14 protein-coding genes are annotated in these 15,045 nt (G+C 54.9%); 6 read left to right on the top strand and 8 right to left on the bottom strand.

The window, feature by feature from the left end; translation table 11 throughout:
• Window positions 1–78: 78 nt before the first annotated feature.
• Both AC5Q5A_RS12530 and AC5Q5A_RS12525 read left to right on the top strand, forming a co-directional pair.
• Window positions 79–690, top strand: a complete 612-nt coding sequence (locus AC5Q5A_RS12530; protein WP_493895477.1) for an alpha-ketoglutarate-dependent dioxygenase AlkB family protein — start codon at window positions 79–81, stop codon at window positions 688–690.
• A gap of 116 nt (window positions 691–806) precedes the next feature.
• Window positions 807–1,859, top strand: coding sequence for a LacI family DNA-binding transcriptional regulator (locus AC5Q5A_RS12525; protein WP_493895476.1), 1,053 nt, complete (start codon window positions 807–809; stop codon window positions 1,857–1,859).
• Here the strand turns inward: AC5Q5A_RS12525 and AC5Q5A_RS12520 are convergent.
• Window positions 1,841–2,443, bottom strand: coding sequence for a DNA-3-methyladenine glycosylase I (locus tag AC5Q5A_RS12520; protein WP_493895475.1), 603 nt, complete (start codon window positions 2,441–2,443; stop codon window positions 1,841–1,843). The genes AC5Q5A_RS12525 and AC5Q5A_RS12520 overlap by 19 nt on opposite strands.
• Before the next feature lie 278 nt (window positions 2,444–2,721).
• Here AC5Q5A_RS12520 and AC5Q5A_RS12515 point away from each other — a divergent pair, with 278 nt between their 5' ends.
• Genes AC5Q5A_RS12515 through folD form a run of 3 tightly spaced genes read left to right on the top strand, consistent with a single transcriptional unit; the run spans window position 2,722 to window position 4,284 of the window.
• Window positions 2,722–3,018 (top strand): YggT family protein, encoded by a 297-nt coding sequence (locus tag AC5Q5A_RS12515; RefSeq protein WP_008889791.1) that lies wholly within the window; start codon window positions 2,722–2,724, stop codon window positions 3,016–3,018.
• Between the two features lie 37 nt (window positions 3,019–3,055).
• Window positions 3,056–3,388 (top strand): DUF167 family protein, encoded by a 333-nt coding sequence (locus tag AC5Q5A_RS12510; RefSeq protein WP_493895474.1) that lies wholly within the window; start codon window positions 3,056–3,058, stop codon window positions 3,386–3,388.
• Window positions 3,385–4,284, top strand: coding sequence for a bifunctional methylenetetrahydrofolate dehydrogenase/methenyltetrahydrofolate cyclohydrolase FolD (gene folD / locus AC5Q5A_RS12505; RefSeq protein WP_493895473.1), 900 nt, complete (start codon window positions 3,385–3,387; stop codon window positions 4,282–4,284). Before AC5Q5A_RS12510 ends, folD begins: the two co-directional genes overlap by 4 nt.
• 149 nt (window positions 4,285–4,433) lie before the next feature.
• Here the strand turns inward: folD and AC5Q5A_RS12500 are convergent, their stop codons facing one another.
• Both AC5Q5A_RS12500 and AC5Q5A_RS12495 read right to left on the bottom strand, forming a co-directional pair.
• Entirely contained in the window at window positions 4,434–5,888 is a 1,455-nt protein-coding gene (locus tag AC5Q5A_RS12500) for a DNA sulfur modification protein DndB (protein ID WP_493895472.1), read from the bottom strand.
• 305 nt (window positions 5,889–6,193) lie between these two features.
• On the bottom strand, window positions 6,194–8,116 hold the full coding sequence (locus AC5Q5A_RS12495) for an SLC13 family permease (RefSeq protein ID WP_493895471.1): 1,923 nt from the start codon (window positions 8,114–8,116) through the stop codon (window positions 6,194–6,196).
• A 175-nt stretch (window positions 8,117–8,291) separates the two neighbouring features.
• Between AC5Q5A_RS12495 and AC5Q5A_RS12490 the strand changes: the two genes are divergently transcribed.
• Window positions 8,292–9,536: a winged helix-turn-helix domain-containing protein gene (locus tag AC5Q5A_RS12490; RefSeq protein WP_493895470.1), complete on the top strand. Its 1,245-nt coding sequence runs from the start codon at window positions 8,292–8,294 to the stop codon at window positions 9,534–9,536.
• Window positions 9,537–9,891: 355 nt separating this feature from the next.
• Here the strand turns inward: AC5Q5A_RS12490 and AC5Q5A_RS12485 are convergent, their stop codons facing one another.
• From AC5Q5A_RS12485 to AC5Q5A_RS12465, 5 genes are all read right to left on the bottom strand, one after another.
• Window positions 9,892–10,662: an SDR family NAD(P)-dependent oxidoreductase gene (locus AC5Q5A_RS12485; protein WP_008889797.1), complete on the bottom strand. Its 771-nt coding sequence runs from the start codon at window positions 10,660–10,662 to the stop codon at window positions 9,892–9,894.
• Window positions 10,663–10,741: 79 nt separating this feature from the next.
• Window positions 10,742–11,749, bottom strand: coding sequence for an ABC transporter ATP-binding protein (locus tag AC5Q5A_RS12480; protein ID WP_063089204.1), 1,008 nt, complete (start codon window positions 11,747–11,749; stop codon window positions 10,742–10,744).
• 39 nt (window positions 11,750–11,788) lie between these two features.
• On the bottom strand, window positions 11,789–12,619 hold the full coding sequence (locus AC5Q5A_RS12475; protein ID WP_008889799.1) for a carbohydrate ABC transporter permease: 831 nt from the start codon (window positions 12,617–12,619) through the stop codon (window positions 11,789–11,791).
• A 9-nt stretch (window positions 12,620–12,628) separates the two neighbouring features.
• Window positions 12,629–13,501: a carbohydrate ABC transporter permease gene (locus tag AC5Q5A_RS12470; RefSeq protein ID WP_008889800.1), complete on the bottom strand. Its 873-nt coding sequence runs from the start codon at window positions 13,499–13,501 to the stop codon at window positions 12,629–12,631.
• A 150-nt stretch (window positions 13,502–13,651) separates the two neighbouring features.
• Window positions 13,652–14,962, bottom strand: coding sequence for an ABC transporter substrate-binding protein (locus AC5Q5A_RS12465; RefSeq protein ID WP_040823061.1), 1,311 nt, complete (start codon window positions 14,960–14,962; stop codon window positions 13,652–13,654).
• Between the last annotated feature and the right edge of the window lie 83 nt (window positions 14,963–15,045).

The following is a 15,045-nucleotide window of genomic DNA, read 5'->3' as shown; positions in this document are numbered from 1 at the left end:
CACATATCAGCAAACTGTGGCTTGAGTTTCGCCGCCGTTCATCCTAGGTCTTTGGCAATCTGCATTCCGGGGAAAACCATGACCGGCGATCTGTTTGCCAATGAACCACCACGCAACCTTTTGCCCTTTGATGGCGAAGTGCTGTTGCTGCGTGACATCATGGATGCTGATGAAGCCGACAAAACCTTTGCCCGGCTTCAAAGCAACATCGTCTGGCAACAGGAAATCGCCAAACTCCATGGCAAGGAAATCCCGGTTCCGCGCCTGACCGCATGGTATGGCGAAGTCGCCTATCGCTATAGCGGGGTGTACCACCCGGCAAGCCCGTTTCCCTCTATCGTCGCCCCTTTACGCACCTTGGCCGAAGAACTGGCAGGGGCGTCGTTTAACACAGTCTTGCTCAACCAGTATCGCGATGGGCGTGATAGCGTCTCCTGGCACGCCGATGACGAGGAAGTTCTGGGCGAAAACCCGGTGATTGCCAGCCTGACATTCGGGCAGAAACGCCGGTTTCATTTCCGCCACAAGAAAACCGGTGATCGCCTCAGCATCGATTTGCCGCATAACTCTGCCCTGATCATGTCAGGCGCGACACAGCATTGCTGGCTGCATCAATTGCCCAAAACCGCCCGCCAGGTCGGGCCGCGGATCAACCTGACCTTCCGCAATACCCACCCCGAAAGCCGATAAGTGATCGTATCCTGACGCGGTAATGCGTTCTGGTAGTATCGTCCCGGTTCTGGCTATAGTGTCGGCAATTCAACTGGGTAAAGATCACACACGACAGTTTCGGGGATAAGGCACGCATGGCAAAACGCGTAAAACTTCTGGATGTCGCCAAGGCGGCCGGGGTTTCGCAAGGGACAGCCTCCAATGCGTTTGGTAAACCTGATCTGGTCCGCCCGGAAGTCCGCGAACGCATCTTTGAGGCCGCGCGCGAACTGGGTTATCGCGGGCCGCATGTGATGGCGCGCATGCTCCGCACCGGCAAGGCGGGGGCGCTGGGTGTCGTGTTTCCCGACAATCTTGAATATGCCTTTACCGATCCGGTGGCGATTGAATTGCTGCGCGGGATCGGGCGCGAATGCGCTCGCCACGGCGTCAATGTCATGATCATTTCGGCCGAAAACCCCGAACAGGCGATTGCAGCGGTCAATAACGCCGCGGTCGATGCCTTTCTGGTGCATTGCTATTCGGATAATAACGACATCATCGCGGCCATCCAGCGCCGCAATCAGCCACTGATCAGCATTGATACCGACATTGCCGGTGCGGCGGGGACCGTGGTGCTTGATGACTTCTCGGCGGCAAAAAACGCGGCCCAGCATTTACTTGATTGCGGCGCCTCGAAATTCGCCATTCTGTCGCTGCAGGCAACCGAGCACGATCATTTCGGCCCGATGAGCCCCAACCGTCTGGGCGCGGCCAGCCACCGGGTGGTGCGCGAACGCCTGGCGGGGTATCACGCGGCGCTTGAAGCCGCCGGAATTGCCGCAAGTGATGTTGTGCATATCGAATGCGACAACCAGTCCGAACAAAGTGCGCAAATGACGACAGAGCTTCTGTCAGACCATCCCGAAATCAACGGCATTCTCGCCATGTCGGACGTGATTGCCATCGGCGCAATCGACGCCGCGCGTGCCATCGGGCGCAACGTGCCGGGCGATCTCAAGGTCATTGGCATTGATGGTATTCCTGCTGGCGAACGCACCGACCCGCCACTGACCACCATGCATCAGGATTCGGTGGAAAAAGGCCGGCTTGCCGCTGAAATGGCGCTGTCCGATGAACCGGGCAAAACCATCACCCTGCAAACCAGCCTGTTGCTGCGCGGGTCTACTCAGGAAAGCTCGGGGTAACGGTAACAGTCGGTGGTGTGGTCCATCACGATCCCGGTGGCCTGCAGGAAGGAATAGATGATCGTGGTGCCGACAAACTTCATGCCGCGTTTTTTCAGATCCTTGGAGATATTGTCACTGAGGTCGGTCGAAACCGGCACGTCCGACATGCGCTTCCAGTGATTGATCACCGGCATTCCTCCGACAAATGACCAGATGTAGGAATCGAAGCTTCCGAACTCTTTCTGGATCGCGATGAATGTTTGCGCATTTTGAATAGACGCCGCGACTTTTAATTTATTTCGAATAATCCCCGGATCGGCCAGAAGGGCTTCCTGCTTGGCCGCGTCATAGGCCGCGACCTTATTCACATCGAAATTGTCATAGGCCGCGCGATAGGTATCCCGCCTTGCCAGAATGGTCAGCCAACTCAAGCCCGCCTGCGCACCTTCAAGGATCAGCATTTCAAAGAAATGTCGGTCATCATGCACCGGCACACCCCATTCCTTGTCGTGATAATCGACATAGAACGGCTTGTCGGCATGGCTCAGGGCCCAGCCGCAGCGCGGGTGGTGCTGGTGGCGCAGGTGATCTTGGTTCTGCATGCTAAATCCTCCTTGTGGCGTGCGCATTCTGGCCGTGGAGCATGCGAACCCGCAAGCTGTAATCGGGGTGCGCCTGACATCTCCTGACAGTTTCTGGCAGGCGTTTTGGCAAGCCGGTTGGTGAGCATGATCACAAAGCGATGAAAACTTCCCCTCATTTGCGGCAAAATCAACGCTGTGTGCTTGCGTTGGGGGCAATTGCCGACTAGGTTTTGCTGCGTGCAAACATCTTTCCGGGCCCAAAGCATCCGTGCGCCCGGCGATTGTAAGGAGCGGCGATGCTGGCGATTTTTTGGCTTATTGACACTGTGGTGGGTATCTACATTTTCATGCTGATTGCATCTGCAATCCTGTCATGGCTTGTGGCGTTCAACGTGATCAATACCAGCAACCGGTTTGTTTATTTGGTTGGTGATTTCCTCTATCGGGTTACCGAACCGGTATTGCGCCCGATCCGGCGGATCATGCCCGATCTTGGCGGCATTGATATTTCGCCGATCATCCTGATCCTGATTTTGCAGTTCGCCAACATGCTGATCCAGACCGATGTCCGGATGGCGCTTGTCGGCTATTGATGTCTCATTTCGCCTAGTAAAATGTCTCATTTAGACAATGTCTGATCACGCGCCCGTGTTACGGTCCGAGCCATCAGGGGTTCGGCTGTTTGTTCGGTTAACACCAAAGGCATCGCGCAATGCGATTGGCGATGTGGTCGCCGATGCCAATGGGCAAGAGCAGCTAAAAGTCTCGGTGACGGCGGTGCCGGAAAACCGCAAGGCCAATCAGGCACTGATAAAACTTTTGGCAAAAGCGGCCAAATGTCCTAAATCGTCGGTCAGGATTGTTTCCGGGCAAACTGATCGCACCAAAACGCTGCTGATCGACGGAAATCCCGAAGAGCTGATGGCGAAAATATCCCAACTCACGGGGCGGACAGACATATGAGTGACGCGAAAATCATCGACGGCAAGGCATTCGCAGCCAAACTGCGCACCGACATCACAGCCGAAGTATCGAAACTTAAAACCGAACATGGCGTAACACCGGGTCTGGCCGTCATTCTGGTCGGCGAAGACCCCGCCAGTCAGGTTTATGTCCGCAACAAGGGCAAACAGACCCTTGAATGCGGCATGAATTCCTATGAGCACAAGCTTCCGGCGGAAACCAGCGAGGAAGACCTGCTGGCCCTGATCGCCAAGCTGAATGCCGATGAAAATGTCCATGGCATTCTCTGTCAGCTTCCGGTGCCCAAGCACATCAACGAGCAGGCCATTCTGGCCGCCATCGACCCGGCCAAGGATGTGGATGGCTTCCACGTTGTGAATGCCGGTGCACTGGCAACAGGCGGCGAAGGTTTCGCCCCTTGCACGCCGTATGGCTGCCTGATGTTGCTCAAGGATACCCTTGGGGATTTGTCGGGCAAACGTGCGGTCGTGGTTGGTCGTTCGAACATTGTTGGCAAGCCGATGGCGCAGTTGCTGCTGAAGGAAAGCTGCACGGTCACCATTGCGCATTCGCGTACCCGTGATCTGCCTGAGGAAGTCCGCCGTGCCGATATCGTGGTTGCCGCCGTTGGCCGCCCGAACATGATCAAGGGTGACTGGATCGCCCCGGGTGCCACCGTGATTGATGTTGGCATCAACCGCGTTGAAGGTGCCGAGGGCAAAATGAAGCTGGTCGGCGATGTCGAGTTTGAAACCGCCTCCAAGGTCGCCGGTGCCATCACCCCGGTCCCGGGCGGTGTCGGCCCGATGACCATTGCGTGTCTTCTGAACAACACCCTGATTTCGGCTTGTCGTGCCAACGGCCTTGAAGTACCGAACCTTGGTTTTGATGGCTAAGACAAAACAGTAAAACAAATGTCAGAAGGGCGCTCCTGTTCAGCGCCCTTCTGCTTCTTGAAATAGTCGTGATCAGTTCGACTACAGTAATTCGGGTCTATTTGCCACCAGGACGTTAACTTTCCTTGATCGAATCTGATCAATGGCAATCATCTATGGCGACTTGGAAGTTTCGCTTGCCAACGGATCATATCAGCAATAATTGGGAAGATATCATTGTGTTTTGCTCCAAAGCGCATCAACCCATTTTGAAACGATCCAATATCCCGGTTTGCAGTACTAATACTCTCGGGTAGCCATTTTGTAAGCTCTTGGAGGCCGTATCGGTCGATTTCTTCCTCGCTTAGTTCATAGTATCGCCATACCGGATTAGAGTGGGAAAAATCAATCTCATCAAGAGCAGACATTAATTGATCGAACAGATCTTCTGCATTTTCTGGTCGTCGATTACTGAAGTTTAAGTCATAGGTTAGCTTCGCTAGAGCCTTTAAAGTTACAGGCTGTGCTGCAATCGTTTGCTCTTTTGCTCCCTTTTCACCAAAACCACTAATTTGCCCGATTTGATGCCACAAGCGTTCGACGATAGGTTGTCTTGGTTCTACAATGGCGGGTGTGGCGCCGGATGCATTAGATTTGTTTAGGAATGCAAGCGAAGTAACCGCAACAAGGTCCTTCATCGCCAGTTCACCTTCGTCTTGCGACCAATCTTTTACGTCAGCATTGCTCACGTTAACCAGCCCGTTGGCGACAATTGAATTCTTGATGAACTGAGTAATTGGGTTTGAGCTGTCAAACTCAAGCGCCATACTTGGATTAACTCGCTTTCCGAGCTTGTTTAAGTCATGGAAAAGCTGACGTTCTTGATCCACGCCTAGTCCAAGATGGACCTCAACAGTAAGTGTGGCGTACGATCTTGCCGCGTCATAGGCCTCATTCCAAACTTTCATTTCCTCAACGGAAACAACCTTCCCCTTTTCTGGGAACAGCACAGGGGCTTTGCCTGGATACTTTCCGCTCTGACGCACATCTTGCAAGAAAGTCATTACCATTTCTGCTCCGGCTCTACGATGCTGGCCGTCAATCACCCAGAGGATATGGCGCTCGGAGAGGAAAACGCGGAAGGCAGCTGTGTCTCCACGATCTGTCTGCAGGCGCATGCCTCGAATACCACCTGCTCCATTGCCGCCATATGGAATATTGCGAATGTTGCAAACAATAGGTTGTAGTGAGAAATAAGGCTGGTTGCCTAATGCATCCAATACATCGTCAAAAGCAGGTAGTGGTTCTTGGTCTTTAATTTGACGACGCAACTTTGCTGCGGAGACTAAGCCGCGAAGCATGTACTTCGCGAGGTTCCGCGCATGATTTTTATCTAAAGGCCTCTGGGCTACAGGACCGGCGTCCCTGTCATTTGCTACATCTGAAATTTCGTAAAACTGTCGGAAAGGCACCGACATTGTAAAAACACGGTGTCCAAGGTTATGGCCGATAAAAACATTGAATGGTGTTTCGTTGATATCGCCCTCTGCTGAGAGCGCATCGAGGTCGTCCAAGTTTTCGCGATCAGTGAGTGGTTGAGGTAGGCCATCAATTGAGGGATGCATAGTGTTGTTCCTTTTTTCTGGCAGGCAAAATCAGTTCGTAATTCAATTAATTATCCTCCTGGAATGTTTATGTCAAACGAAAAAATATCCCAGGATGATTGTAGTTATATATTTATCTGATTTTATTGATTTTTTTTGTGATGTAATTTATTCCCTGGTGTAAATAGGATTGGATTTTCCTCTTGGTGTAATGTGCACGGTTGGCTATTTCAGGGAGCTTAAGCGCGGAAACAATCTGCTTCTGATGCGTCTCGTGTAATTACAACGAGTTCTCCAGGAAGCTGCTGGAGGTCAATCGCCGGAAATTATAGCGGCCACACCCACAACAACATCGGCACACCAACCGCCACAACGATGATTTCGATCGGCAGGCCGAGGCGCCAATAGTCGCTGAAGCGGAAGCCGCCGGGGCCGAGGATAAGCGTGTTGTTCTGATGGCCGATGGGGGTCAGGAAGGCGCAGGAGGCGCCGATGGCGACTGCCATCAGGAACGGGTCGGAGCTGGCGTCGAGTTGGGCGGCACTGCCTATCGCAATCGGGCACATGACAGCGGCGGTTGCGGCATTGTTCATGAAGTCCGAGAGCGTCATGGTGACAATAAGGATCAGGGCAAGGGCAACTGGCGCGCTTCCCTGTGCGACGGTATCGAGCAGGAAGCGCGCAATCAGATCGGCACTGCCAGTACTTTCCATGGCATTGGCGACCGGGATCAGCGCGGCCAGCAACACAACCACCGGCCAGTCGACCGCATCATAAAGGGTGCGCGGCGAGACCACACCCACCAGCAAAGTGGCAAGCACGCCAAGTGCAAACGAAATGGCGGCAGGCAGGATGCCAAAGGCCGCAAGCGCAATCGCAACGGCCATGATGGCGGTGGCCTTAAGGGCCTGTGTCTTGTCGCCAAGGTTGAGCGACCGTTCGGCCAGCGGCGCGCAGCCCAGGCGATTGCCAAATTCGTTAATGGCCGCAGGCGTGCCTTGCATCAAAAGCACGTCCCCGGCCTGCATTTTCATGGTGCGCAAGCGTGACATCGAACGGTGTCCCTGACGGGACAGGGCCAGCAAGTTGATGCCATAGCGGCTGCGGATGCGGATATCGGCCGCAGATCGCCCGATGAAGGAGGCGTTCGGCAGGACCACGACCTCGATCAGGGAGATATCGTCTGACTGAAGGGCCGTTTTCTTTGTATCAGAGTCCTTTTTCTCCGATTTGGTGGTGTCATCCTTTTCGGCGTCAGCCTTTGGTGCGTCACCAGATTTTTCGGCTGCCTTTTGCGCCTTTTGCGCGCGGACCTGTTCCTTGGCCTCTTCCTTTTGTTCGGCGTTGGCTTCTTCGCTGCGCAGTTCGGCTTCCAGGGTCAGCTCAAGGCCAGACAGGGCACTTGCCAGTCCTTCGGGTTCGGCTTCGATCAACAGGATGTCGTCCTGTTGCAGTTCGCGATAGGGGCTTGGTGCCGGAATGCGGCGTTCGTTGCGGATCAGGCCGATCACCTGCGCGTCCGACTTTTCAAGCTCGTCATTGATGTCGCGCATGAACATGCCGATGGCCTTGCTGCCCTCGGTAATGCGGGCCTCGGTCAAATAGGATCCGGTCTCGAACCCTTCTGCCCCGGCACGTTGGCGGGTCGGCACCAGAAAGCGGCCCAGCAGAATGACAAATAGCAGTCCGGCAAGGGCGATGGCAACGCCGACCGGGCTGTAATCAAACATCGAAAATCCTGCCCCGTTTACCTCGGCCCGAAAGCCCGAAACGATCAGGTTGGGGGGCGTGCCGATAAGTGTTGTCATGCCGCCAAGGATCGAGCCAAAGGCAAGCGGCATCAGGATTTTGCCTGGTGGCAGGTCCTGTTTGTTGGCGATCTGAAGGGCAATCGGCATCAGAAGGGCCAGTGCCCCGACATTGTTCATGAAGGCTGACAGGATGGCCGCCAGAAGGCTGAGAGCTGCCATGGTGACAAACGGCCCGGCCGATTGCGGCAGGACAGTGCGCGAAAGGGTATCAACCGCCCCCGACCTTTGCAGGGCGGAAGACAGGATCAGGATACAGGCGACCGTGATCACAGCCGGATGGCCAAATCCGACAAAGGCGCCGTCAGTCGGAACCAACCCCAGAACCACACAGACCAGAAGGGATGCCATCGCCACCATATCATGGCGCCAGCGGCCCCATAAAAACAGCACGACGGTGCCAAGCAGCACGGCCAGAATCATGATTTGCGGGGTGGTCATTCGGGCTGTCCTGTTTGTTGGGGCGCTTTTGTCGCGATCAGGATTGAAGCCTATGAGGGCGGTGATGCGCGGTCAAGTTCGTCCGTGCGAACGACGGCAAAATCATCCTGCCAGAATTGTCAGGAGCGTGTGTTAGCATGCACCTGTTTTTATTCGATTTTCCAAGTGTGTCCTGATGCCGATTGACAGTGCTGCCACCCCGTCCCCGACCGTTTCGATATCTGCCAAACAGGCGCGTAACCTGGCACTTGTCGGGCAAGGATTTGCCACCAATCCCGACCGGGATGTGACCAAGCGCCAGATCCTTAAAACCATCCGGGCGACCAATATGTTGCAGGTCGACAGTGTCAATGTCCTGACACGGGCGCATTACATGCCGATCTTTTCGCGGTTGGGCGTTTATGACCCGAAGATGCTTGATGAAATGGTCTGGGGGACGGCGCGCCAGCGCAAGCTGTTTGAATATTGGGGCCACGAAGCATCGATGATCCCGGTTGAGGATTATCCGCTTTATCGTTGGCGGATGCGGGATGCCGAACGGGGCATGGGCACGTGGGGACGGATCGCACGGGTTCAGCGCGAACAACCCGATCTGATTGACAACATCCTGCGCCATATAGACCAAGAGGGCGCGGTTGCGGCCAGTTCCCTTGAGACCGAGGGACGCAGCAGCGAGAAATGGTGGGGTTGGTCGAATACCAAAACCGCGATGGAATATCTGTTCTGGAGCGGACAGGTGATGGCGCGCAGACGGCGCAGCAGTTTTGAGCGTGAATATGATCTGCCGCATCGGATCATTGGCGACGCGGCACACGAACCCGACCGGGATCGGCAGGATGCGATGTGCGATCTGATCTGTCAGGGGATTGCCGCCATGGGGGTGGCCGCCGAGATTGATCTGCGCAAATATTTTCGGCTGCCAACCGATGAAACCAAGGCCTGTCTGGCGCGACTGGTCGAAGAGGGCCGGTTACTGCAAGCCGACGTCGAAGGATGGAAGCAGCCGGGTTATCTGTGCCCGAAGGTCAATCCGCGGTCACGAGCCAAGCCGACATGCCTGATGGTGCCGTTTGATCCGGTGATGTGGGAACGTGATCGGGTGGAGCGGATTTTTGGCTTTAACTACCGGATCGAGATTTATGTGCCGGCCGAGAAACGCCAGTACGGCTATTACGTTCTGCCGTTCATGTTAAACGGCGAATTTGTTGCCCGGGTGGATTTGAAATCAGATCGGCAGGCCGGAGTGCTCAGAGTGCAGAGCGCGCATCTTGAAGACCATGTAAGGGCCGCCGATGTTGCCGGGCCGTTGATGGCAAACCTGCAACGCTTGGCGGTCTTTCTGGGACTGGGCGGGGTCGAAGTGATGCCCGCCAATGACTTTTCAAAGTATATAGGGTCAGCACCCATTAATTTGGTTTAAATGGTTAAACAGATTTGTGTGGATACGCGGAGCAAAGCCGCAGGAAGATATGCATCTTTCAAGGTTTTGCGACAAAGTAGCCCGTGCAAATCCGTTTAATCCGTAGGACAGGCGTTAAATTTGCAAACTCCTGCGTCAAAATCCTTGCGCGGGATACCAACCCGCTCGGCGGACTTTTCCTTGGATTTCGCAAATTTAACGTCTGCCATTCAAATCAAATTAATGGGTGCTGACCCTATCCAGCGTACCCATAAGGTAAACGGGGCGCAGGTCCCACATCCGCGCCCCGTTTATCCGTCGAACTGGCTGACCACAAAAGCTTCAGGACAATGTGGTCATATTGTTTCACCTGGCCTTACCAGCAGGTGTAACCCCCATCTGCCAGAACGATGGACCCGGTCATCAGGCTGGAAGCATCAGACGCGAGGAACAGGACAACCGATCCGATTTCTTCGGTCAGGCCAAGACGGGCCATCGGGGTGCCGTTGATCCATGCGTCATACATTTCCGGCTTGGATTTTACGAATTCATTGAGCGGTGTTGCGATATAGGTCGGTGCGACCGCATTGACGCGCACGCCACGGTTGCCCCATTCGGCCGCCAGCGACTTGGTCAGGTGATGGACCGCTGCTTTGGAGGCATTGTAATAGGCCTGTTCCTGCGGCTTGTTGACGATGAACCCAGACATGGAACCGACATTGACGATGACGCCGTTTTTCTTTTCAAGCATCTGCTTGCCGAATTCACGGCAGCACCAGAAGGTGCCGTTCAGGTTGACGTCAATGACATTGAGCCAATGTTCATCGGTAACGGTTTCCGCCGGGGTTTCCGAACGTGCGATACCGGCATTGTTGACCAGGATATCAACGCCGCCCTGCTTGGCCATTTTTTCGGCACTTGCACGGACCTGATCGGTGTTGGTGACATCCATGATGTCGATATCAGCCGAATAACCTTTGGATTTCAGGTAGTCGCGGCCTTCTTCAGCAACACCTTCGCTGATGTCACCGATGATGACGTGGGCGCCGGCCTCTGCCAGAGCTTCGCAGCAGGACAGGCCGATGGCACGACCGCCGCCAGTGACATAGGCCCGACGGCCCGTAAGATCGAACTTTTTCAGATACATTTTGGACTCACAAGTGGCTTGGTTGGTAAGACGGGATCGCAATGTTTGTGGGACATCGCGATCCGGTTTTTTGCACGTATCAGGATTTGGCCAGCGCCAGCCCTTGGGCATCAAAGCGATGGATGCGATCCTGTTCCGGGGTCAGGAAAATCTTGTCATGTTCGCCAAGCGGGATTTCCCCGGTGGCACGGACCGTCATCGGACCGAGACCGTCGGCTTCGACATGAAGATATGTTTCGGCACCAAGGTGTTCGGCGATTTTGACGGTTGCCGGGATTTCACCCTTTTCGGTGCTGACCGCGAAGTGTTCCGGGCGAATGCCGATTTCGTGGCAATCGTATTTTTTGGCAAGCTCCCCGCCCAGGAAGTTCATTTTCGGTGACCCGATAAAGCCTGCGACAAACTTGTTCGTCGGGTTGTTGTACAGTTCCATCGGCTTGCCGACCTGTTCAACACGGCCGGCCTGAAGGACCACGATCTTGTCGGCCATGGTCATGGCTTCGACCTGATCGTGGGTCACGTAGATCATGGTGGTTTTCAGTTCCTGATGCAGACCGGTGATTTCAAGCCGCATGTTCACACGCAGCGCCGCATCAAGGTTGGAAAGGGGTTCGTCAAACAGGAAGGCCGCCGGATTACGGACAATCGCACGGCCAATGGCAACACGTTGACGCTGACCACCCGATAGTGCGCCCGGACGACGTTCAAGATAGTCGGTCAGGTTCAGGATCTTGGCCGCAGACTGGACTTTCTCTTCGATAACTTCCTTGCTTTCACCGGCCATTTTCAGGCCGAAGGCAATGTTGTTATAGACGGTCATATGCGGATACAGCGCATAGGACTGAAAGACCATGGACAGGCCGCGTTTGGCCGGGGCCTCGTTGGCGACATCGGTTCCGTTGATCAGGATTTTGCCATCGGTGACGTCTTCAAGGCCTGCAATCAGTCGCAGAAGCGTTGATTTGCCACAGCCCGACGGACCGACGAAAACCACGAATTCACCGTCATTGATATCAAGATCGACACCGGGAATAACATCGAGTGTGCCGAAGGTTTTCTTGACTTTTTCCAGTCGGATAGCACCCATTTTGGTGTTCCTTCTTTCCAGATTGCTATCAGGCTGCGGTTACTTGACCGCGCCGAATGTCAGACCACGAACCAGCTGTTTCTGAGAGAACCAGCCAATCACGAGAATTGGGGCAACCGCGAGCGTCGATGCGGCTGAAAGCTTCGCCCAGAACAGGCCCTCGGGGCTTGAGTAGGAGGCGATGAAGGCTGTCAGCGGGGCTGCATCGGACGTTGTCAGGTTGAGCGTCCAGAAGGCTTCGTTCCATGCCAGAATGATGTTGAGCAGCATGGTCGATGCGATGCCGGGAACCGCCATGGGCAACAGCACAAAGATGATTTCCTTGGGCAGGGTTGCGCCATCCATGCGGGCCGCTTCGAGGATGTCGGTCGGGATTTCCTTAAAGTAGGTATAGAGCATCCAGACCATGATCGGCAGGTTCATCAAAAACAGAACCATGATCAGACCAAAGCGGGTATCAAGCAGTCCCCAATCGCGGAACACCAGATAGATCGGGACCAGAACGCCGACCGGCGGCATCATCTTGGTCGACAGCATCCACAGAAGGGCGTCCTTGGTGCGCTTGGTCGGGTTAAAGGCCATTGCCCATGCGCACGTCACGGCAAAGACCAGACCGACCAGGGTGGAGCCGACAGCCAAGATCACCGAGTTCATGGCGAACTTGAAATAGTTCGAGCGTTGCTGGACCTCGGCATAGTTTTCCAGTGTCCAGTCGAACGAGATGAAGCTCGGCGGGATGGACACCGCTTCGAGTTCGGTCTTGAAGCTGGTCAGCACCATCCAGAAAATCGGGAAGAAGATCAGAAGACCCACGATCCACGCGAAGACCGAGAAGCTGACATAGCCAAGGGGTGTTTGTTTGCTTTCCATGTCGTGCCCCTATTTGTCCAGGTTCTTGCCGATGAGGCGGATCAGGAAGATCGCCACGATATTGGCCAGAATGACCGCGACAATGCCGCCGGCAGATGCGCCACCAACATCGAACTGCAACAGCGCCTGCGTATAAACGAGGAAGGCGATGTTAGTCGTTGCCAGGCCCGGACCACCACCAGTGGTGACAAAGATCTCGGCAAAGACGGTAAGCAGGAAGATGGTTTCGATCAGAACGACCACCGTGATCGCACGGCTAAGATGCGGAAGCGTAATATAGAAGAAGATCGCGACCGGACCGGCACCGTCCATCTGGGCGGCTTCTTTTTGATCGCGGTCAAGCGATTGCAGGGCAGTCAACAGGATCAAAACGGCAAAGGGCAACCATTGCCAGGACACCATGATGATGATCGAGGTCAGCGGTGCATTGGTAAACCAGTCAATCGCGGGCAGCCCGAACAGGCTGGCGATCCAGGCAAACATGCCTGACACCGGATCCATCAAAAGGTTCTTCCAGACCAGCGCGTTCACGGTCGGCATGATGAAGAACGGTGCAATCACCAACAGGCGCAAGACACCGCGCCCGAAGATCGGCTGATCCAGCATCAGACCCAGAAGGATGCCACCCACCACCGTGATGACCAGAACAGACCCGACCAGCAAAAGGGTATTGGTAAGGGACGCGAAGAACGCCGGATCTGTCAGGAAGAATTCGTAGTTAAGTGTACCGATCCACTCTTCCATTCCCGGCGACAACAGGTTGTAGCGCAGGAAGGAGAAGTAAATCGTCATGCCCAGCGGGACGGCCATCCACAAGAACAGGACGATGATCGACGGTGCGGACATGATACGCCCGGTAAGGGTCGAGGCCCGTGTCGACATGATGTGCTCCCCGAAATTGTCGTTTCGATCCGTGACTTTAAGGGAAAAAAAGGGTGGTGTGTTTTGCAACCACCACCCAAGTTTCTCTCAGGTCAAGGAGGTTCAGACCGGACGTCGCATCAAGGACGGAAGTCCGGTCTGGGTAGTGTATCAGTAGTAACCGGCCTTGCGCATGGTGCGATCGGTGCTGGACTGAGCGGCCGAAAGGGCCTCTTCAACACTCATCTGACCTGCAAGGGCTGCGGAGAACTGCTGACCGACCGTGGTGCCGATACCCTGGAATTCAGGGATTGCAGCGAACTGAACACCAACATACGGCTTCGGTTCCAGGGTCGAGTTGATCGGGTCTGCGCTGTCGATCGCCAGAAGGGTCTCGTCTGCGAACGGTGCCGCTTCAAGATATTTCGGGTTCTGATAAAGCGACATACGGGTGCCCGGCGGTACGTTTGCCCAACCTTCTTTGGAGGCAACCAGTTCCAGATAGGCTTTCGAGGTTGCCCAGGAGATGAACTTCTGAGCTGCTTCTACTTTCTGGGAACCCATCGGAATGCCAAGGTTCCAAGCCCAGAGCCAGTTGGCGCCGGTGCAGGTGACAGCGCACGGTGCTTCGGTGAAGCCGACCTTGTCTGCAACTTTGGATTCTTTGGGGTTGGTCACGAAGGATGCCGCAACGGTGGCATCAATCCACATGCCGCACTTGCCGGAGTTGAACAGCGAAAGGTTTTCGTTAAAGCCGTTCGAGGTCGCACCGGGAGGACCGTAGTTGCCAAGGACGTTGGTATACATGTCGAGGGCATTTTTCCACTCGGCACTGTCGAAGGTCGGGTTCCAGTTCTCGTCGAACAGGCGTGCACCAAAGGCATTGCCCATGGTGGTGATCAGCGCCATGTTTTCACCCCAGCCGGCCTTGCCACGCAGGCAGATGCCATAGACACCTTCGTCAGGCTTGTGGAGTTTCTTGGCGATTTCAAGGGTCTGGTCCCAGGTCAGGCGACCGTTGATTTCAATACCGGCAGCTTCGAACAGGTCGGTGCGGTACATCATCATCGAGCTTTCGCCGTAGAACGGTGCAGCATAAAGCTGACCATCGTTGGAAACGGCAGAGCGGATCGCAGGCATCAGGTCATCGACGTCATAGTCGGAACCAAGATTATCAAGCGGTGCGAGCCAGCCTTTTTCAGCCCAGATCGGCACTTCGTAGGTACCAATGGTCATGACGTCATACTGACCGCCTTTGGTGGCGATGTCAGTGGTAACGCGCTGACGCAGGGTGTTTTCCTCGAGCGTGACCCACTCAAGGGAAATGTCAGGATTTTTGGAGGTGAAATCATCCGTCAGCTTCTGCATGCGGATCATGTCACCGTTGTTGACGGTAGCGATGGTCAGTTTCGTTTCGGCATTGGCGTGTGCAACACCGCCTGCCAGCAGCGCACAAAGCGCTACTCCCATTACGCGTTTCATATTTCCTCCCAAAGGACTATTTACCCGCTGAGCAACTTCGGTTGCCCACATTGATCATTTGTTCAGGTAATGAGCATTCACTC

Source organism: Thalassospira sp. CA1 (assembly GCF_059052855.1).
This window is presented reverse-complemented; position numbering and strand designations above follow the sequence as displayed.